The sequence below is a fragment of the Modestobacter sp. VKM Ac-2977 genome (assembly GCF_026968045.1).
GTDB lineage: Bacteria > Actinomycetota > Actinomycetes > Mycobacteriales > Geodermatophilaceae > Modestobacter.
This window is the reverse complement of record NZ_JAPVBQ010000001.1, coordinates 1,338,602-1,356,869: the sequence shown is the minus strand read 5'-3', so window position 1 is coordinate 1,356,869 and position 18,268 is coordinate 1,338,602. Positions and strand designations below refer to the sequence as shown.

20 protein-coding genes are annotated in these 18,268 nt (G+C 73.6%); 5 read left to right on the top strand and 15 right to left on the bottom strand.

The window, feature by feature from the left end:
* The first annotated feature begins 69 nt into the window (after nt 1-69).
* The gene (locus O2V63_RS06565; protein WP_269166736.1) at nt 70-699 is read left to right on the top strand and encodes a TIGR03085 family metal-binding protein; all 630 of its coding nucleotides are present in this window, start codon (nt 70-72) and stop codon (nt 697-699) included.
* Nucleotides 700-717: 18 nt separating this feature from the next.
* Here O2V63_RS06565 and hisF read toward each other — a convergent pair whose 3' ends face one another.
* Genes hisF through O2V63_RS06545 form a run of 4 tightly spaced genes read right to left on the bottom strand, consistent with a single transcriptional unit; the run spans nt 718 to nt 3,520 of the window.
* Entirely contained in the window at nt 718-1,512 is a 795-nt protein-coding gene (gene hisF / locus O2V63_RS06560; RefSeq protein WP_269166735.1) for an imidazole glycerol phosphate synthase subunit HisF, read from the bottom strand.
* Complete coding sequence (locus O2V63_RS06555; RefSeq protein WP_269166734.1) at nt 1,509-1,898, bottom strand: RidA family protein; 390 nt, start codon at nt 1,896-1,898, stop codon at nt 1,509-1,511. The genes hisF and O2V63_RS06555 overlap by 4 nt, the downstream gene beginning before the upstream one ends.
* Nucleotides 1,895-2,626, bottom strand: coding sequence for a bifunctional 1-(5-phosphoribosyl)-5-((5-phosphoribosylamino)methylideneamino)imidazole-4-carboxamide isomerase/phosphoribosylanthranilate isomerase PriA (gene priA, locus O2V63_RS06550; RefSeq protein WP_269166733.1), 732 nt, complete (start codon nt 2,624-2,626; stop codon nt 1,895-1,897). The genes O2V63_RS06555 and priA overlap by 4 nt, the downstream gene beginning before the upstream one ends.
* Before the next feature lie 9 nt (nt 2,627-2,635).
* On the bottom strand, nt 2,636-3,520 hold the full coding sequence (locus tag O2V63_RS06545) for a helix-turn-helix domain-containing protein (protein ID WP_269166732.1): 885 nt from the start codon (nt 3,518-3,520) through the stop codon (nt 2,636-2,638).
* A gap of 38 nt (nt 3,521-3,558) precedes the next feature.
* Here O2V63_RS06545 and O2V63_RS06540 point away from each other — a divergent pair, with 38 nt between their 5' ends.
* The 3 genes from O2V63_RS06540 to O2V63_RS06530 all read left to right on the top strand — a co-directional run bounded on the left by O2V63_RS06540 (nt 3,559) and on the right by O2V63_RS06530 (nt 5,521).
* A complete protein-coding gene (locus O2V63_RS06540; RefSeq protein WP_269166731.1) occupies nt 3,559-4,107 on the top strand; it encodes a TIGR03086 family metal-binding protein in 549 nt (182 codons plus the stop codon).
* A gap of 31 nt (nt 4,108-4,138) precedes the next feature.
* Entirely contained in the window at nt 4,139-4,738 is a 600-nt protein-coding gene (locus tag O2V63_RS06535) for a nitroreductase family protein (protein ID WP_269166730.1), read from the top strand.
* Between the two features lie 159 nt (nt 4,739-4,897).
* Entirely contained in the window at nt 4,898-5,521 is a 624-nt protein-coding gene (locus tag O2V63_RS06530; protein ID WP_269166729.1) for an SDR family NAD(P)-dependent oxidoreductase, read from the top strand.
* Nucleotides 5,522-5,603: 82 nt separating this feature from the next.
* On the opposite strand, the gene hisH is transcribed toward O2V63_RS06530, so the two are convergent.
* The 6 genes from hisH to hisD are packed head-to-tail and all read right to left on the bottom strand — an operon-like array spanning nt 5,604 to nt 10,103.
* Nucleotides 5,604-6,251 carry an imidazole glycerol phosphate synthase subunit HisH gene (hisH, locus tag O2V63_RS06525; protein WP_269166728.1) on the bottom strand — a complete coding sequence of 216 codons (648 nt, stop codon included), beginning with the start codon at nt 6,249-6,251 and terminating at the stop codon, nt 5,604-5,606.
* Between the two features lies 1 nt (nt 6,252).
* Complete coding sequence (locus tag O2V63_RS06520) at nt 6,253-6,858, bottom strand: nucleotidyltransferase family protein (RefSeq protein ID WP_269166727.1); 606 nt, start codon at nt 6,856-6,858, stop codon at nt 6,253-6,255.
* A gap of 36 nt (nt 6,859-6,894) precedes the next feature.
* Nucleotides 6,895-7,071, bottom strand: coding sequence for a hypothetical protein (locus tag O2V63_RS06515; protein WP_164702005.1), 177 nt, complete (start codon nt 7,069-7,071; stop codon nt 6,895-6,897).
* 4 nt (nt 7,072-7,075) lie between these two features.
* On the bottom strand, nt 7,076-7,672 hold the full coding sequence (gene hisB / locus O2V63_RS06510; protein WP_269162210.1) for an imidazoleglycerol-phosphate dehydratase HisB: 597 nt from the start codon (nt 7,670-7,672) through the stop codon (nt 7,076-7,078).
* Nucleotides 7,669-8,781: a histidinol-phosphate transaminase gene (locus O2V63_RS06505; protein ID WP_269166946.1), complete on the bottom strand. Its 1,113-nt coding sequence runs from the start codon at nt 8,779-8,781 to the stop codon at nt 7,669-7,671. The genes hisB and O2V63_RS06505 overlap by 4 nt, the downstream gene beginning before the upstream one ends.
* Nucleotides 8,782-8,786: 5 nt before the next feature.
* The gene (gene hisD / locus O2V63_RS06500; protein ID WP_269166726.1) at nt 8,787-10,103 is read right to left on the bottom strand and encodes a histidinol dehydrogenase; all 1,317 of its coding nucleotides are present in this window, start codon (nt 10,101-10,103) and stop codon (nt 8,787-8,789) included.
* 80 nt (nt 10,104-10,183) lie between these two features.
* On the opposite strand from hisD, the gene O2V63_RS06495 reads away from it, so the two are divergent.
* A complete protein-coding gene (locus O2V63_RS06495) occupies nt 10,184-11,131 on the top strand; it encodes an LON peptidase substrate-binding domain-containing protein (RefSeq protein WP_269166725.1) in 948 nt (315 codons plus the stop codon).
* Between the two features lie 61 nt (nt 11,132-11,192).
* Here the strand turns inward: O2V63_RS06495 and O2V63_RS06490 are convergent, their stop codons facing one another.
* From O2V63_RS06490 to lspA, 5 genes are all read right to left on the bottom strand, one after another.
* Nucleotides 11,193-11,915: a DUF2567 domain-containing protein gene (locus O2V63_RS06490; RefSeq protein ID WP_269166724.1), complete on the bottom strand. Its 723-nt coding sequence runs from the start codon at nt 11,913-11,915 to the stop codon at nt 11,193-11,195.
* 106 nt (nt 11,916-12,021) lie between these two features.
* On the bottom strand, nt 12,022-15,579 hold the full coding sequence (gene dnaE, locus O2V63_RS06485) for a DNA polymerase III subunit alpha (protein WP_269166723.1): 3,558 nt from the start codon (nt 15,577-15,579) through the stop codon (nt 12,022-12,024).
* 210 nt (nt 15,580-15,789) lie between these two features.
* On the bottom strand, nt 15,790-16,599 hold the full coding sequence (locus O2V63_RS06480) for a CPBP family intramembrane glutamic endopeptidase (RefSeq protein ID WP_269166722.1): 810 nt from the start codon (nt 16,597-16,599) through the stop codon (nt 15,790-15,792).
* A 12-nt stretch (nt 16,600-16,611) separates the two neighbouring features.
* The gene (locus tag O2V63_RS06475) at nt 16,612-17,580 is read right to left on the bottom strand and encodes an RluA family pseudouridine synthase (RefSeq protein WP_269166721.1); all 969 of its coding nucleotides are present in this window, start codon (nt 17,578-17,580) and stop codon (nt 16,612-16,614) included.
* Between the two features lie 56 nt (nt 17,581-17,636).
* Nucleotides 17,637-18,218 carry a signal peptidase II gene (gene lspA / locus O2V63_RS06470; RefSeq protein ID WP_269166720.1) on the bottom strand — a complete coding sequence of 194 codons (582 nt, stop codon included), beginning with the start codon at nt 18,216-18,218 and terminating at the stop codon, nt 17,637-17,639.
* Nucleotides 18,219-18,268 lie beyond the last annotated feature (50 nt).

Sequence of the window (18,268 nt, the reverse complement as noted above, 5' to 3'; positions counted from 1 at the left end):
CCGGGGTGTCGGTCACGAGCCGGTCTCGTCGGCGGGCCGTCGGTGCCGGAACGGCGATAACCTCAGCTCGTGCCGACCTCCGCCGTGCCCGTGTCGCAGTCGGAGCGGGCCGCGCTGGCCGACCTGCTGGAGCAGCTGGGGCCCGATCGGCCCACCTGCTGCGAGGGCTGGGCGACCCAGGACATGGCCGCCCACCTGGTCGTGCGCGACCGTCGCCCCGATGCCATGCCGGGGTTCGTGCTGGGCGGGCCGTTCGCGCGGTGGACGGACAAGGTCCACGGGCGGGCCCGGGATCGGCAGGACTACGACCGGCTGGTCGCCGAGGTGCGGTCGGGGCCGCCGGCCTGGGTGCCCTCCTCCTGGCCGGTGCTGGACCGGCTGATGAACACCGCGGAGATGGTGATCCACCACGAGGACGTGCGGCGGGCACAGCCGGGATGGGCGCCGCGGGAGCTGCCCCGGCAGGTGCAGGACCAGCTGTGGAAGAGCGTGCCGGTCCTGGCCCGCGGCCAGGCGTCGCAGCGGCCGACGGCCGGCCTGCTGGTGCGGCGCAGCGACGTGCCCGACGGCTCGGCGGGCAGCGAGCGCCGGCTGCGCGACGGTGAGCCGACGACCACGGTGACCGGTGCCCCGCTGGAGGTGCTGCTCTGGGTGAGCGGCCGCCGCGAGGTCGCCTGCGTGGACCTCACCGTCGACTGACTTCCCCGAGCCGCCGGCTCAGCGCAGCGGGCGGTCGGCCTCCTGCCGGATCGGCACACCGGCCGCGGCGAGCCCCTGCTTGACGTCGCCGACCCGCAGTTGGCCGAAGTGGAAGACGCTGGCCGCCAGGACCGCGTCGGCGCCGGCCGCCACGGCCGGCGGGAAGTGGTCGACCGCGCCCGCTCCCCCGCTGGCGATCAGCGGCACGGTCACCTCGCGGCGGACGGCGGAGATCAGGTCGGTGTCGAAGCCGGCACGGGTCCCGTCGGCGTCCATCGAGTTCAGCAGCACCTCACCGACGCCCAGCTGCGCGGCCTGCACCACCCACTCCACGGCGTCCCGGCCGGTGCCGCGCCGGCCACCGTGGGTGGTGACCTCGAAACCGGAGTCGGTCTGCACGCCGTCCCGGACGCGGCGCGCGTCCAGGGACAGCACGAGCACCTGGTTGCCGAACCGGTCGGCGATCTCGGCGATCAGCTCCGGCCGGGTGACCGCCGCGGTGTTCACCGCGATCTTGTCCGCCCCGTTGCGCAGCAGCCGGTCGACGTCGGCCACGCTGCGCACCCCACCGCCGACGGTGAGCGGGATGAACACGCTCTCCGCCGTGCGCCGGACGACGTCGTAGGTGGTCTCCCGGTCACCGGAACTGGCGGTGATGTCCAGGAAGGTCAGTTCGTCGGCACCCTCGGCGTCGTAGACGCGGGCCATCTCCACCGGGTCACCGGCGTCGACCAGGTCGACGAAGTTGACGCCCTTCACCACCCGGCCGGCGTCGACGTCCAGGCAGGGGATCACCCGCACGGCCAGGCTCATGCCGCACCCCGCACCGCGTCCGCCTCGATCTCTACCAGCATCGCCGGGTCGATCAGCGCCGCCACCTGCACCATCGCGGTGGCCGGCCGGACGTCACGGAAGAACTCCCCGTGCACCCGCCCGACCTCCTCCCAGCGGCTGATGTCGGTGACGTACAGCCGGGTGCGGACGACGTCGCCCGGGGCGAACCCGGCGTCGGCCAGCGAACGCGTGATCGTCTCCAGCGCCACCCGGGTCTGGGCGCCCGCGTCACCGGGGTGCACCACCTGCCCGTCGACGGTCGCGGTGGTGCCGCTGACCCACGCGGTGTCACCGGCGACGACGACGCGGCTGTAGCCGACGACCGCCTCCCAGGGAGCCCCCGAGCCCAGCCGGAGCGCGGTCATGCCAGTTCTTCGGTCAGCGCCAGCGCCTCGGGCAGGGTGAACTGGCCGGCGTACAGCGCCTTGCCGACGATCGAGCCCTCGACGCCGACCTCGGTCAGTGCGGCCAGCGCGCGGATGTCCTCCAGCGAGCTGACCCCGCCGGAGGCGACCACCGGGCGCGTGGTGGCCGCGCAGACCTCGCGCAGCAGCTCCAGGTTCGGGCCGCGCAGCGTGCCGTCCTTGGTGATGTCGGTGACGACGTAGCGGGCGCACCCCTCGGCGTCCAGCCGGGCGAGGGTCTCGTACAGCTCGCCGCCCTCCTTGGTCCAGCCGCGGGCGGCCAGCCGGGTACCGCGCACGTCCAGGCCGACGGCGACCCGGTCGCCGTGCTCGGCGATCGCCCGCGCGCACCACTCCGGGGACTCCAGCGCGGCGGTGCCCAGGTTGACCCGGCGGCAGCCGGTGGCCAGCGCGGCCGCCAGCGACTCGTCGTCCCGGATGCCACCGGAGAGCTCGACGTCGACGTCGAGCGAGCCGACCACCCGGGCCAGCAGCTCCCGGTTGGAGCCCCGCCCGAAGGCGGCGTCCAGGTCGACCAGGTGCACCCACTCGGCGCCGTCGCGCTGCCAGGCCAGCGCCGCCTCGAGCGGGTCGCCGTAGGAGGTCTCGCTGCCGGCCTCCCCCTGGACCAGGCGGACGGCGAGGCCGTCGGCGACATCGACGGCAGGGAGCAGCTGGAGCTTCGGCACGGGCACAGCCTAGGAGACGCCGCTCCCGGGCCCGCGTGAGCCGCCGGCCCCGTAGCGGGCGGCGAACTGCCCCGGTGGGACGCCGGTGACGCGGGCGAAGTCGCGGGTGAAGTGCGCCTGGTCGGCGTAGCCGAGCGCCGCGGCCACCCCCGCGAGGTCGGCCGGGCCCGCGCGCAGCCGCTCCGCGGCCTCCTGCAACCGGCGTCGCTGGATCAGCCACTTCGGGGTCAGCCCGAGTCGGCGGTGGACCAGCCGCTGCAGGGCCCGCTCGGAGAGGCCGAACTGCGCGCAGACCTGGCCGACGCGGAGGACCTCGCGGTCACCCTCCACGTACGCCACCACCCGGTTGACCAGCTCGCCGTCGGCGTCGACCGGCAGCAGCGGTCGCAGTGCGGCGCCGAAGGCCGCCATGGCGGCCGAGTGCGCGGCCGGGGCGTGCGGGTCGGGGGCCATCGCGGCGCGGACCCGGGCGGTCAGGGTCTCCCCCGCCGGGCCCAGGACGCCGGCCACGTCGACGTGCCGGTCGGTGTGGTCGCTCATCGGCCCGCCGGCGATGAGCGAGCCGGCGGCGGGTGCGCACATCACCCCGACCGCCCACCCGCTGCCGGTCAGCGTCGTGGTGGACAGCCCGGAGACCACGCCGTAGAAGCGGGCGTAGTCGGCGGCCACGACGACCAGCGAGACCGGGTACTGCAGGACCCGCTGCGGCGCCTCGCGCCCCGCGGGCACCGACCAGACCGGGATCCAGAACCGCTGCAGCAACCCGTCGAACTCCGGGTCCACCGGGTACCGGTACATGACGTGCGAGACGTCGTCCGGCTCCTTGAGGTGGGCGCGCTCGACGGCGTCCTGCGGGGTCGTCCCGCTGCCCGGGGGCCGGCTGTCGGCTTTCATCAAGACCGAGCCTGCCGCACGCTCCTAGGTTCCCGGGCATGACCTCCACCGCCACGAGCTTCGCGGCAGCCGACCGTCCCCTCACCGCGCTGCTCGACACCGTGCCCCCGACCGGCTGGTCGCGCCCGTCCCCGTGCGAGGGCTGGACCGCCGCCGACGTCGTCGGGCACGTGATCGGGACGCAGCGGGAGTTCCTCAGCACGCACGGCGTGGACCTGGGCGAGGCACCCGACGTGGCCGCCGATCCGGCCGCCGCCTGGCGCGCGCACGCCCAGCGGGTCACCGAGGCCGTGTCCGACGACGCCGTCGCCTCCCGGGAGTTCGACGGCTTCTTCGGGCGCACCACGGTCGGCGCCGCCTTCGAGCAGTTCTACGTGTGGGACATGGTCGTGCACCGCTGGGACGTCGCCCGCGCCGTCGGCGCCGAGGACGACCTCACCGACGAGGAGCTGGACCGGGTCGAGGCCGGCGCGGACGGCTTCGGAGATGCCCTCCACATGGAGGGCATCTGCCGCCCGGCCCTGGACGTGCCCGCGGACGCCGACCGGGAGGCCCGCCTGCTGGCCCGGCTCGGACGGGTGGCCTGACCTGTCGGACCGCTGCGGCAGGGTGGGGCCCATGGAGTTCACCGACGTCGTCCGCCGGCGCCGCATGGTGCGTGACTACGACCCCGACCGGCCGGTGCCCGCCGAGGTCCGCGAGCGGCTGCTCGAGCACGCGATCCGGGCGCCGTCGGCCGGGTTCAGCCAGGGCTGGGCGTTCCTGGTGCTGGAGACGCCGGCGGAGCGCGACCGCTTCTGGGCCGCGACCACCGGTCCCGGTGCGCCCGACGGCTGGCTGACCCGGATGCGCCGCGCGCCGCTGCTGGTCGTGCCGCTGTCGCACAAGGCCGCCTACCTGGAGCGCTACGCGGAGTCCGACAAGGGCTGGACCGACCGCGACGAGGCCCGCTGGCCGGTGCCCTACTGGGACGTCGACACCGGGATGGCGTCGCTGCTGATGCTGCTCACCGCGGTCGACGAGGGGCTGGGTGCGTGCTTCTTCGGCGTCCCGCCGGAGCGCATCGCCGCCTTCCGCGAGGCCTTCGGGGTGCCGGCCGGGTACACGCCGATCGGCTGCGTCTCCGTCGGCTACCCCGGCACCGAGGACAAGCGGTCGCCGTCGCTCAACCGCGGTCGGCGCGGGGTGGACGAGGTCGTCCACCGCGGCAGCTGGTGACTGGTTGACTCCCCCCGTGGACCCGCAGCCCCCGACCTCGCGCGCCGTCCTGGTGACCGGCGCCTCCCGCGGCATCGGCCGCGCGATCGCACTCGCGTTCGCCGCCCAGGGCGACCGGGTGGCGGTGCACTGGGCGGCTCCCGGGAGCGGGCCGAGCAGGTGCTCGCCGAGCTGCCCGGCGACGGGCACGTGCTGGTGCAGGCCGACCTCACCGACCCCGCCGCCGTGGGCCGGATGGTCGACGAGGCCGCCGAGGCGCTGGGCGCGCTGCACGTGCTGGTCAACAACGCCGGTGTCTTCACCGCGCACCCGCCGCTGGAGACCGGCTACGCCGAGTGGCAGGCGGCCTGGCAGCACACCCTGGCGGTCAACCTGGTCGGCCCGGCCAACGCGACATTCCGGGCGCTGCCGCACCTGATCGCCGCCGGCGGGGGCGCGGTGGTCAACGTCTCCAGCCGGGGCGCGTTCCGGGGCGAGCCGAACAACCCGGCCTACGGCGCGTCCAAGGCCGGGCTGAACGCCTTCGGCCAGTCGATGGCGCTCGCGCTGGCACCGCACGGCATCTCCGTGGGCACCGTGGCCCCCGGCTTCGTGCAGACCGAGATGGCCCGCGAGGTGCTCGACGGCCCCGGCGGGGACGCCGTCCGGGCCCAGTCGCCCTACGGCCGGGTCGCCGACCCCGCCGAGGTCGCCTCCGCGGTGCTGTGGCTGGCCTCCCCCGGCGCCCGGTTCTCCACCGGCACGATCATCGACGTCAACGGCGCCAGCTACCTGCGCAGCTGAGCACGCCGTTGTGCGCTCGTCGTCGGTCTGGGCTGGACGGACCGACGATCAGCGCACAATCGCGGCTCACCCGAAGCCACGCTCAGTCGAGGGTGTCGAGCCAGTTGGTGAGCAGTGCGGCGCCGGCGTCGCCGCTCTTCTCCGGGTGGAACTGGGTCGCCGACAGCGGCCCGTTCTCCACCCCGGCGACGAACCGGTCGCCGTGCTCGGCCCAGGTGACCGCCGGCGGGGTCAGCCGACCGGTGACGCCGGGCTCGGCGAGCGGGAACTCCCGCACCCCGTAGGAGTGCACGAAGTAGAAGCGCTGCCCCTCCAGGCCGGCGAAGAGCTTCGAGCCCTCCGGCGAGGAGACGGTGTTCCAGCCCATGTGCGGGAGCACCGGCGCGTGCAGCTGCTCGACGACGCCGGGCCACTCCCCGCAGCCCTCGGTGTCCTGGCCGTGCTCGACGCCCCGCTCGAACAGGATCTGCATGCCCACGCAGATGCCGAGCACCGGACGACCACCGGCGAGACGGCGCCCGATGACCTTGGGCCCGTCGACGGCCCGCAGCCCGTCCATGCAGGCGGCGTAGGCGCCCACCCCGGGCACGACGAGACCGTCGGCCTCCAGCGCGACCTCCGGGTCGGCGGACACGGTCACGTCAGCGCCCACCCGGGTCAGTGCACGTTCGGCCGAGCGCAGGTTGCCCGACCCGTAGTCGAGGACGACGACCTTCTTCACAGCTGCCACGCTACCCATCAGCTCCGCGCGGCCCCGTGGTGTTCCAGGGCAGCACTGTGAGCTGTGGCCACTCCGTCAGCCAGCGGGCCGCCTTCGCCTCGTACACCGACTGCGGAGCCAGCCCCGGATTCGGCCGGACCACCATCCCGAACAGGTCGTCGTAGCCGTATGGGGCGTAGACCCGCAGCTCACCGTCCCCGCCGACGGAGACACCGACGCTGCAGCACACCGCGGCGAACGCATCGATCGCGTCCCGGCAGTCGCGGAAGGGTGCCGGGGTCGGGGCGCCGAAGCGGTCGGCGTACCAGAGGTGCACCCGTGCCTCGTTGCGCATCTCCACCGGGATCGGCAGGTCGCCGAACAGCTCCGCGCCGCGACGGATGACGGCGTCTTCAGCGGCCCAGGAGGTGTCCGGGTCGAAGTAGAAGAAGTCGGCGTCCCGGATGCCGGCAGCGGGGACGCGTCCGGTCAGGCCGTTCCAGACCGACTGGAACAACACACCGGCGGTCAGCCACGCATCCGGCAGACCCAGCGCGGGCGCTCGTTCCAGCACCGCGCTCACCGTCGGGTTGGCGAGCACCAACTCGAGGAAGCGGGACTCATCGGCGCCGGCCATGCTCGTGAAACCGCTGCGTTCGACGTAACGGGCTGGTCAGACCAGGCGCAGGACGCCGGCCGCCGTCGCCAGCAGCGCGGCGACCAGCAGGATGACCGCGAATGCCACCTGCACCCCGGTGCGCCCGTCGGTGTCGGAGTCGGCGCGGAAGATGCTGTACGCGCCGCCGAGCAGGAACCCGCCGACGACCATGAGCGCGACGCCGAAGCTCACGAGCTCACAGAGCGCCCTTGGTCGAGGGCACGTCGGTGACCCGCGGGTCGAGCGCCACGGCGGTGCGCAGCGCGCGGGCCAGGGCCTTGAACTGGCCCTCGACGATGTGGTGGGCGTCCCGGCCGGCGTAGAGCACCCGCACGTGCAGGCTGATCCGGGCGTTGAACGCGAAGGACTCCAGCACGTGCTTGGTGAGGCTGGTCGGGTAGTCGGGCCCGATCATCGGCGTCATGTTCTCGGGTTCGGCGTGCACGAAGTACGGCCGGCCGGAGAGGTCGACGGCGGCCTGCACCAGCACCTCGTCCATCGGGATGGTGGCGTCGCCGTAGCGGGTGATGCCGCGCTTGTCGCCGAGCGCCTCGGCGAAGGCCTGGCCGAGTGCGATGGCGACGTCCTCGACCGTGTGGTGGGCGTCGATGTGCAGGTCGCCATCGGCGTGCACGGTCAGGTCGATGCCGCTGTGCTTGGACAGCGCGGTGAGCATGTGGTCGTAGAAGCCGACCCCGGTTGCGACGTCGGCCGCCCCCGTGCCGTCGAGGTCGACCTCGACCACGAGCTTGGTCTCCTTGGTCGTGCGCTCGACCCGTGCAGTGCGGTTCATGCCGGCGATCCTCCCAGAGAGCTGCGGTGCGCCGGTGCGACCTCACCCAGCGCGGTGAGGAACGCATCGGTCTCCTCGGTGGTGCCGGCGGTGACCCGCAGCCAGCCGGGCAGGCCGACGTCGCGCACGAGCACCCCGCGGTCCAGCAGCGCCTGCCAGGCCGCGGCGGAGTCGGTGAAGTGCCCGAACAGCACGAAGTTGGCGTCGCTGGGCACGCTGGTCAGCCCCATGCCGGGCAGCGCGGCGACGATCCGGTCGCGCTCGGCCTTGACCAGGGCGACCGTGGCCAGCAGCTGCTCGGTGTGCGCCAGCGCGGCCCGCGCCGCGGCCTGGGTCAGCGAGCTGAGGTGGTACGGCAGCCGGACGAGCTGCAGCGCGTCGACCACGCCTGCGTCGGCGGCCAGGTAGCCCAGCCGCAGCCCCGCCATGCCGAACGCCTTGCTCATCGTGCGGCTGACGATCAGCCGCGGGCGCCCCGGCAGCAGCGACAGCGCCGAGACCGTGCCGGTGCGGGCGAACTCGGTGTAGGCCTCGTCCACGACCAGCACTCCCTCGGTCACCTCGTAGAGCGCCGCGATGGTGTCCAGCTCCACCGCGGTCCCGGTCGGGTTGTTCGGGCTGGTCACGAAGACGACGTCCGGCCGTACCTCGCGCACCTGGGCGGCGGCGGCCGCCGGGTCGATGGTGAAGTCGGCGCGGCGGTGCCCGTCGACCCAGGCGGTGCCGGTGCCCGCGCTGAGGATCGGGTGCATCGAGTAGGACGGGGTGAAGCCCAGCGCCGTCCGGCCCGCACCGCCGAAGGTCTGCAGCACCTGCTGCAGCACCTCGTTGGAGCCGTTGGCCGCCCACACCTGTGCCGGGTCGACCTGCTCGCCGCTGGTGCGGGTCAGGTAGCCGGCCAGGTCGGCCCGTAACGCCGTGGCGTCCCGGTCCGGGTAGCGGTTGAGGCCGGTGGCCGCCTCGGCCAGGGCCACCTGGAGTTCCGCCAGCAGGGCCGGGGGCAGCGGGTGCGGGTTCTCGTTGGTGTTGAGCCGGTGCTCGGCCGGCGGCTGCGGCGCGCCGTAGGGCGACCGGCCCCGCAGCTCCGGCCGCAGCGGCAGCGCCTCCATCGCCGTCACGACCGGGACGGCGACTGCTGCCGGGCCCGCACCGCCGCGGCGTGCGCCGGCAGGTCCTCCGCGTTGGCCAGGGCGTCGATGTGCCCGGCGACCTCGGCGAGGGCCTGCTCGTCGTACTCGACCACGTGGATGCCACGGAGGAACGTCTGGACGCTGAGCCCGCTGGAGTGCCGGGCGCAGCCGCCGGTGGGCAGCACGTGGTTGGAGCCGGCCGCGTAGTCACCGAGGGAGACCGGGGCCCACGGGCCGACGAAGACCGCGCCGGCGTTGCGCACCCGCATGGCCACCTCGCGGGCGTCCCGGGTCTGGATCTCCAGGTGCTCGGCGGCGTAGGCGTCGACCACGGCCAGCCCGGCGTCCAGGTCGTCGACCAGCACGATGCCCGACTGGGTGCCCCCGAGCGCGGTGGTGATCCGGTCGCTGTGCTTGGTCGCCGCCACCTGGCCGGGCAGCAGCTCACCGACGGCGTCGGCGAGCTCCTCGCTGGTGGTGACCAGCACCGCACCGGCCAGCGGGTCGTGCTCGGCCTGGCTGATCAGGTCGGCGGCGACGTGCACCGGGTCAGCGGTGTCGTCGGCCAGGACGGCGACCTCGGTCGGGCCGGCCTCGGAGTCGATGCCGATGAGGCCACGCAGCAGCCGCTTCGCCGCGGTCGTGTAGACGTTGCCCGGCCCGGTGACCAGGTCGACCGGCGCGCAGGAGCCGGCGCCGTAGCCGAAGACGGCGATCGCCTGGGCCCCGCCGACCGCGTACACCTCGGTGACGCCCAGCAGGGCGCACGCCGCGAGCACGCCGGGGTCGGGCAGGCCGCCGTTGTCCCGCTGCGGCGGGCTGGCCACCGCGATCGAGGTGACCCCGGCCAGCTGCGCCGGGACGACGTTCATGACCACCGAGCTCAGCAGCGGGGCCAGCCCGCCGGGCACGTACAGCCCGACCCGGCGCACCGGTACCCAGCGCTCGGTGACGGTGCCGCCGCGCACCACGTCGGTGGTGACGTCGGTCCGGCGCTGGTCGGCGTGCACGATCCGCACCCGGCGGATCGACTCCTCCAGGGCAGCGCGCACCGCGGGGTCGACGGTGGCCAGCGCGTCGTCCAGCGCGGCCTGCGGCACGGCCATGTCCGGGACGTCGACGCCGTCCAGCCGCGCGGTGATCTCCCGGACCGCCTCGGCGCCGCGCGCCCGCACGTCCTCGCAGATGGGCCGGACGACGTCCAGCACCGAGTCGATGTCGACGCCGGCGCGCGGCAGCAACTGGGCGAGCTCACGCGGCCCGGGCAGAGCAGGACCACGCAGGTCGATGCGGGACAGCACGGAGCACCTCCGGGTACGACGGGAGAACACCCCACGGTAGACGGCGGGTGCACCGGCCCCGCTGCCCGTAGGCTCCCGGCGTGGGCGTGGGCGAGGACGGGACCGGAGACCGCGAGGTCATCCCGCTGTTCCCCCTGGAGACCCCGCTCTTCCCCGGCGTCGTCCTGCCGCTGCAGATCTTCGAGCCCCGGTACCGCCAGCTCGTCGCCGACCTCTCCGCGCTCCCGGAGGGGACACCGCGCCGGTTCGGGGTCGTGGCGATCCGCCAGGGCTGGGAGGTGGAACGCGTTGCGCCGGCCGAGGCGCTGTTCGACGTGGGCTGCACCGCGGTGCTGCGCGTCGTCGCACCCCAGTCCGACGGCGGGTACCAGGTGGTGGCCGTGGGCGATGAGCGCTTCCGGCTGCTCGAGGTCCTGGCACCCGCCGACCTGGACGAGCACGCGGTTCCCACCGGCGGCGGGGAGACCGGCGCCGGCGCCCCGCCGACGTACCTGCGCGCGGTCGTCGAGTGGCTCGACGAGGAGGAGGCGGCCGAGGAGGCCGCTGGGGACGCCGAGGGGCTGGTCGGCGTGGACACCGCCCGCGGGCTCGAGCCCGACGACGTCGTGACCGAGGTGGCCCGCGGCTCGCTGGAGCTGTTGGCCGGGAACGTCCGCGACCTGTTCGCCCGGTACGTCGCCGACGTCGCCATCCGCCAGGGCGGCGGCGACGGGCTGCCCGACGAGGTGCTGGACGCACTGACCTCCGACGACCTGGTGCCCGAGGACGACGCCGCCCCGGCCGGGATCGCCGACACCGCGGCCCTGCTGCGCGAGGTCAGCGACGACGCACGCGGGCTGTCCTACCTGGTGGCCTCGGTGGCCCTGCTGACCACCGAGGACCGGCAGGCGCTGCTGGCCGAGTCCGCGACGCGCCGCCGCCTGGCCATGGAGTCCCGGATGCTGCGCCGGGAGCTCACCCTGCTGCGGACCCTCGGGGCGGTCCCGGTTCCGCTGCGCCAGTTCGCCACCCCCCTGACCCCGAACTGACGAAGGACCCCCTTCTGCCCCCACCGCTCGCACGCTCGCGGAGGGACCCTGCACGGGCGCCTCAGGGGCGGCGGGGGGCTGCCGGGGGCACCGGCGGGAGCGGCGGGCGGAGCGGCAGCTGGTGCTCGGGTCGCGGGGCGCCGTCGTCGGGGCGACCGAGGTCGTCGTCCGGCGTGAGTGCAGTGGCCACCAGGTAGGTGAGGACGGCGACGAAGGGGCCGACGGCCAGCGCCGCGGTCGCGGCGAGGTCGACGCCGGTGGTGACCGTCGTCCCGACCTCGGTCAGCTCCGTCTCGGTGGGCCCGGCCCCCAGCCACTCCCCCAGCTGCCAGGCGACGACACCGGCACCGACCATCCCGGTGGCCAGGCCGACCAGAGCGGGCACCCCGCGACGGCTGCGCACCAGCCACACCAGGAGCCCGGCCACCAGCCCCAGCCCGGCCAGCACGAGGACGTAGACGCCGTCGTCGGCCGCGAACACCTCGGCGCTCGGCACCCCGGCCACCGGCTCGAGCTGGCTCTCGGTGACCCGGTAGTCGACCCGCGGGGCCAGCCAGGCCCACAGTGCACCGGCCCCCAGTCCGGCGAGCGTCAACGCCAGGACGGTGACCAGCCCGGCCCGTAGGTCGGCGCGACTCCCGCGCAGGCCGGGCCCCCACCCGGCCCGGCTCGCCGGCTGCTGGGGCGCCCAGCCCGGCGGGGGTGGCGCGAGCCGGGACACCGGCGGGGAGCCGGGACCGGCCGGTCCACCCGGCGCCGGCCCGGCGGTGCGGGGATCGGTCACCGGTCCAGTGTCGCTGGCCCGGCTGTGCGCGCTCCCACAGCCCGACCCAGCCCACCTCTGCGGGGGCCCACCGCCGGCCCCGTCCCGAGGAGGACGGGGTCCCTCTTCACAGGAGGGCGACGCTGGTGGGGCCCAGCAGTGCCTTGATGTCGCCCATCAGCGCGGTGCTGGGCTGGACCCGCAGCCCCTGGTCCAGCCGCAGGACCGTCTCGCGGCCGCCGTTGAGCAGCTTGAGCTGTACCTCGGTGGTGCCCGGGTGGCTGCCCAGGACCTCGCGGAGCCGCTCCACCACCGGCGGGGTGCAGCGGGCCGCCGGCATCGAGACCAGCACCGGCCCGCGCGGGCCGTCGGTGACCTCCGGGATGTACACCTCGGAGGCGAACAGCGAAGGCGTGTCGTCCCGACGGCTGATCCGGCCCTTGACCACCACGATCTGGTCGCGGACCACCTTGTCCTGGACCTGCGCCCAGGTCTTCGGGAAGAACAGCACCTCCAGCCCGGCCTCGAGGTCCTCGATGGTGGCGATGGCCCACGGTGCACCCTGCTTGTTGGTGCGCGGCCCGACGGCGGTGAGGATGCCGGCGATCGTGACGTTCGCGCCGTCCTCGACCCCGCCGGAGAGGATCTCGGCCAGCGCGGTGTCGGCGTGCGAGGTGAGCACGTGTTCCACCCCGTGCAGCGGGTGGTCGGAGACGTAGAGGCCGAGCATGTCCCGCTCGAAGACGAGCTTCTCCGACTTGGACCAGTCGGCGGTGGGGATCGCGATGTCCAGCGAGGAGCCGAACGGGTCCTCGGCGGTCTCGCCGAAGCTGCCGAACAGGTCGAACTGGCCCTCGGCCTCCTTGCGCTTCACGCCCATCGCCTGGTCGACGGCGTTGGCGTGGATCGCGGCGATGCCCTGCCGGGAGTGGCCCATGGAGTCGAAGGCCCCGGCCTTGGCCAGGGACTCGATGACCTTCTTGTTGCAGGCCACCGTGTCGATCTTGCGCATGAAGTCGGCGAAGTCCTTGAACGCCCCCTTCTCCTCCCGCGCCCGCACGATCGAGTCGACGACGTTGGTCCCGACGTTGCGCACCGAGGCCATGCCGAAGCGGATGTCGTTGCCGACGGCGGTGAAGTCCCAGGAGGACTCGTTGACGTCCGGCGGGAGGACCTTGATGCCCATCCGGCGGCACTCGGCCAGGTACACCGGCCGGCGGTCCTTGTCGTCGCCGACGCTGGTGAGCAGCCCGGCCATGTACTCGGCCGGGTAGTTGGCCTTGAGGTAGGCGGTCCAGTAGGAGACCAGGCCGTAGGCCGCCGAGTGCGCCTTGTTGAAGGCGTAGTCGGCGAAGGGGACCAGGATGTCCCAGAGCGTCTTGACCGCGGCGGCGGAGTAGCCGTTGGCCTTCATCCCGGCCTCGAAGCCGACGTACTCGGCGTCCAGCACCGACTTCTTCTTCTTGCCCATCGCGCGGCGCAGCAAGTCGGCCTTGCCGAGGGAGTACCCGGCGACCTTCTGCGCGATCGCCATGACCTGCTCCTGGTACACGATCAGGCCGTAGGTCTGACCGAGGATCTCCTCGAGCGGTTCGGCCAGCTCCGGGTGGATCGGGGTGATCTCCTGCTGGCCGTTCTTGCGCAGCGCGTAGTTGGTGTGCGAGTTCGCGCCCATCGGGCCCGGCCGGTAGAGCGCGCCGACGGCGGAGATGTCCTCGAAGTTGTCCGGGCGCATCAGCCGCAGCAGCGACCGCATCGGGCCGCCGTCGAACTGGAAGACCCCCAGGGTGTCGCCGCGACCGAGCAGCTCGTAGGTCTTCTTGTCGGTGAGGTCCTTGCTGATCTCGTCGAGGTCGACCGGGGCCTTGCCGTTGATCACGATGTTGCGCAGCGCGTCGTCGATGACGGTCAGGTTGCGCAGGCCCAGGAAGTCCATCTTGAGCAGGCCGAGGGTCTCGCAGGTCGGGTAGTCGAACTGCGTGATCACCGCGCCGTCGGCCTCCCGGCGCATGATCGGCACGCTGTCGATCAGCGGGTACCGGCCGATGATGACGCCTGCGGCGTGCACGCCCCACTGCCGCTTCAGCCCCTCCAGCTTGCGGGCCTGGTCGATGACCTCGGCCGCGCCCGGGTCGGACTCGTAGCGGGCCCGGAACTCCCCGGCCTCCCGGTAGCGCTCGTGCTTGGGGTCGAAGATGCCCGACAGCGGGATGTCCTTGCCCATGACGCCGGGGGGCATCAGCTTGGTCAGCTCGTCGCCCACCGAGTAGGGCCGGTCGAGCACCCGGGCGGCGTCCTTGATCGCGGCCTTGGCCTTGATCGTGCCGTAGGTGACGATCTGGCTGACCCGCTCCTCGCCGTACTTCTCCGAGACGTAGCGGATCACCTCACCGCGGCGGCGGTCGTCGAAGTCGATGTCGACGTCGGGCATGGAGACGCGCTCGGGGTTGAGGAACCGCTCGAAGATCAGCCCGTGCTGCAGCGGGTCGAGGTCGGTGATGCCCATGGCGAAGGCGGCCATCGACCCAGCGGCCGAGCCACGGCCCGGACCGACCCGGATGCCGTTGTCCTTGGCCCAGTTGATGAAGTCGGCGACCACGAGGAAGTACCCCGGGAAGCCCATCTGGGTGATGATCCCGACCTCGTAGTCGGCCTGCTTGCGCACGTGGTCGGGGATGCCGGCCGGGTAGCGCTTGTGCAGCCCGGCCTCGACCTCCTTGATGAACCAGGAGGTCTCGTCCTCGCCCTCGGGGAGCGGGAACCGGGGCATCAGGTCGGCGCCCTCGGTGAAGGTCACCTCGCACTGCTCGGCGATCAGCAGCGTGTTGTCGCAGGCCTCGGGGTGCTCGGAGAACAGCGCACGCATCTCCGCGGCCGACTTCAGGTAGTAGCCGTCGCCGTTGAACTTGAAGCGGTTGGGCTCGTTGAGCCGCGAGCCGGTCTGGATGCACAGCAGGGCGTCGTGGGCGGCGGCGTCCTCGCGGTGCGTGTAGTGCAGGTCGTTGGTGCCCAGCAGCGGGATGCCGAGCTCCTTGGCGATCTCCAGCAGGGCGGGCTTGGTCTTCTTCTCGATCGACAGCCCGTGGTCCATGACCTCGGCGTAGAAGTTCTCCTTGCCGAAGATGTCCTGGAAGTCGGCGGCGGCCTGCCGGGCTCGGTCGACCTTGCCCGCGCGCAGCCACATGTTGACCTCGCCGGAGGGACACCCGGTGGTGGCGATCAGGCCCTTGCCGTACTTCTCCAGCAGGTCGCGGTCGAACCGGGGCTTGCGGTACTGCCCCTCCAGGCTGGCCAGCGAAGAGAGCCGGAACAGGTTGTGCATGCCCTCGGTGGTCTTGGCCAGGAGGGTCATGTGCGTGTAGGCGGCCTTGCCGCGGTTGGACCCACCGTCGCCCTCCTCGTCGATCAGCTTGTCGCCGAAGTCGAACGGGGCGCGGTCGAAGCGCGAGCCGGGCGTGTAGTAGCCCTCCATGCCGATGATCGGCTTCACGCCGGCGGCCTTGGCGGTCTTGTAGAAGTCGTAGGCGCCGAAGACGTTGCCGTGGTCGGTCATCGCCAGCGCCGGCATGCCCTCGTCGGCCGCGGCCTTGGTGACCTCACCGAGCTTGGCCGCCCCGTCGAGCATCGAGTACTCGGTGTGCACGTGCAGGTGCACGAAGTTCTCTGAGGACGGGGTGCTGCTCACGGTGCGGGGTGCTCCTCACGGGTCGCGTCGGCCCTGCCAGGCGGGGCGGCAAGGACCGACGTGGTCGTTCTCATGACCGGCGGGGAAGGCCGTTCAGCGGTGTCGCTCGGTGGTGCTCTCGAACGGGGACCGGTGCTGTCGATCCTCGCACCTCCGGAGTCCTACGCCGAGGGTCCGACAGGACGTGTCTCGGCGATCCGGACCACTCCGTCACGCCCGCTCCGGGGTCTCGGCGGACGGCAACGCGGAGGAGGGCACGAAGAGGAACCGCAGGTCGATCGCGGCGTGCAGCAGCACCGGCAGCAGCAGCGACCCGGTGTCCAGGTAGACCCCGGCCAGCACGCCCCCGAGGACGCCGGTGGTCACCACCCCGGCCGGCCCCTGGTACGCGTGCGCCGCGCCGAACGCGAGAGCGGCCACCAGGACCAGCACCAGTGCGGGGAGCCCAGGGGCCAGTGCGGCCACCACGGCGAGGAAGAAGCCGCGGTAGAGCCACTCCTCGCACACCCCCGCCGTGACGCCGACCAGGGCGAAGAGCCGACGCTCAGAGCGGCTGCGCGGGAGCAGCGCGAGCGTCGAGTGCCCGGGGGGCTCGGCGTGCCGGGCCTCGCCGGGGCGGGTGCGGCGCAGCGTCTCCGGCGGCGGCCCGGCCACGGCGCCGCTGCGCAGCGCCCGGGTGGTCAGCAGGACGAGCAGCCCGAGCACGACGACGGCCAGCCAGGTGCCCACTCCCGGCCAGCCCGTCGGCCAGCGCAGGCCCACCTCGGCCGCGCTCACTTCCGGGGCGGCGAGCCAGACCACGAGGGCGACCAGCGCCAGGCCCCACTCGAGCACCAGCAGCCGGCGGTAGAAGGAGCGGCGCGCGGCCGGGTCGGTGCGCAGCCGGCCCTCGAACCGCCGGTGCAGCACGTACCCGACGAACGGCTCCCCCACGACCAGGTAGACGGCGATGATCACCGCCGCCAGCTGCGCGGCGCCGAAGTCGGCGAGAGCAGCAGGGAGGTCGGGGGCTCCGGACACCGGTCGGACGCCTCAGTTCTCGGCGCGCAGGATCGCCAGGGCGCCGGCCAGGTCGGCCGGGTGGTCGCTGCTGAACTCGACCCAGCGCCCGTCGGCCGGGTGGGCGAACCCGAGCCGCACCGCGTGCAGCCACTGCCGCTCCACGCCGAGCCGGGCGGCCAGGGTCGGGTCGGCGCCGTAGGTCATGTCCCCGACGCACGGGTGGCGCAGGGCGGAGAAGTGCACGCGGATCTGGTGGGTGCGCCCGGTCTCCAGGTGGACGTCGACGAGGCTGGCCGCCGGGAACGCCTCCGCCACCTCGTAGTGGGTGACCGACGGGCGGCCGCCGGTCACCACCGCGAACCGCCAGTCGTGCTTGGGGTGCCGGTCGATCGGGGCGTCGATCGTGCCCTTGGACGGATCGGGGTGCCCCTGCACCAGGGCCTGGTAGCCCTTGTCGACGGTCCGTTCCTTGAACGCCGCCTTGAGCAGGGTGTACGCCCGCTCGCTCTTGGCCACGACCATGAGGCCGGTGGTCGCGGCGTCCAGGCGGTGCACGATGCCCTGCCGCTCGGCTGCACCGCTGGTGGAGATCCGGTAGCCCGCCGCGGCCAGTCCGCCGGTGACGGTGGGCCCCGTCCAACCGGGGCTGCCGTGCGCGGCCACCCCGACCGGCTTGTCGATGACCACGACGTCGTCGTCGTCGTGGACGATCCCGAGACCCGAGACCGGCACCGGTGCGGCCGGCTCACCCGGCGGCGGCGGCAGCTCCACCTCCAGCCAGCTGCCCGCGGTCAGCCGGTCGCCCTTGCCCCGGGCGCGGCCGTCGACGACCACGGCGCCACCGTCGGCCAGCTCGGCGGCGACGGCGCGGGTGACCCCGAAGAGCCGCACCAGGGCCTGGTCGACCCGCTGGCCCTCGAGCCCGTCGGGCACGGGCAGCGACCGGTGTTCACCGGGTCGCCCGCCGGAGGAGGAGGCCTGGCCGGGACTGCTGGTCACCGCACCATTGTGACGGGTGGGGCAGCTTGCCCGGCCGCCGCCGGGCCGACCCCCGCTCAGCCGGCGACGGCGTCCGGCCGGTCGCTGCTCCGGCTGCCGTCGAACTCGAGGCCCCGGAAGGCGAGCAGCACACCGAGCACGCCGCCGCAGACGATCGCGGAGTCGGCGACGTTGAAGATCGGGAACACCCGACCGTAGGGGTCGAACACCGAGATGAAGTCGACGACGCCGCCCTGCAGGAACCCCGGGTCACGGAAGACCCGGTCGATCAGGTTGCCCAGGGCACCACCGAGCACCAGGCCCAGGGTGACCGCCCACGCGGTCGAGTACATCCGCCGCGCGCTGCGCACGATCACCACGACCACGGCCAGCGCGATCAGGCTGAACACCACCGTGGCTCCCTCGGCGAAGGAGAAGGCCGCACCGGTGTTGCGCGCCTCGGTGAGGTACAGCGCCCCACCGAGCAGCCGCAGCGGCTCCCGGTCGGACAGCGTGGCCACGACGACGAGCTTGGTGGCCAGGTCCAGCGCGAGGACGACGACGGCCAGGGCCAGGAGCAGGCGTGCCCGGGAACGCCCACGCGGCCCGGGGACAGCCGCCGGGGTCGCGCCGGTCGAGGAGTCGGGCTGCTCGGCCATCGCCGTCCTCCCCGCTGGCGGCCCCGGTGACCACGTCCCCGACGACGATA

Bases quoted from the DNA above. Each gene is read 5' to 3' on its own strand.
- hisF (WP_269166735.1), bottom strand. From the start codon at position 1,512: ATGAGCCTGGCCGTGCGGGTGATCCCCTGCCTGGACGTCGACGCCGGC.
- O2V63_RS06555 (WP_269166734.1), bottom strand. From the start codon at position 1,898: ATGACCGCGCTCCGGCTGGGCTCGGGGGCTCCCTGGGAGGCGGTCGTC.
- O2V63_RS06545 (WP_269166732.1), bottom strand. From the start codon at position 3,520: ATGAAAGCCGACAGCCGGCCCCCGGGCAGCGGGACGACCCCGCAGGAC.
- O2V63_RS06540 (WP_269166731.1), top strand. From the start codon at position 3,559: ATGACCTCCACCGCCACGAGCTTCGCGGCAGCCGACCGTCCCCTCACC.
- O2V63_RS06535 (WP_269166730.1), top strand. From the start codon at position 4,139: ATGGAGTTCACCGACGTCGTCCGCCGGCGCCGCATGGTGCGTGACTAC.
- O2V63_RS06520 (WP_269166727.1), bottom strand. From the start codon at position 6,858: ATGGCCGGCGCCGATGAGTCCCGCTTCCTCGAGTTGGTGCTCGCCAAC.
- hisB (WP_269162210.1), bottom strand. From the start codon at position 7,672: ATGAACCGCACTGCACGGGTCGAGCGCACGACCAAGGAGACCAAGCTC.
- O2V63_RS06505 (WP_269166946.1), bottom strand. From the start codon at position 8,781: ATGGAGGCGCTGCCGCTGCGGCCGGAGCTGCGGGGCCGGTCGCCCTAC.
- lspA (WP_269166720.1), bottom strand. From the start codon at position 18,218: ATGGCCGAGCAGCCCGACTCCTCGACCGGCGCGACCCCGGCGGCTGTC.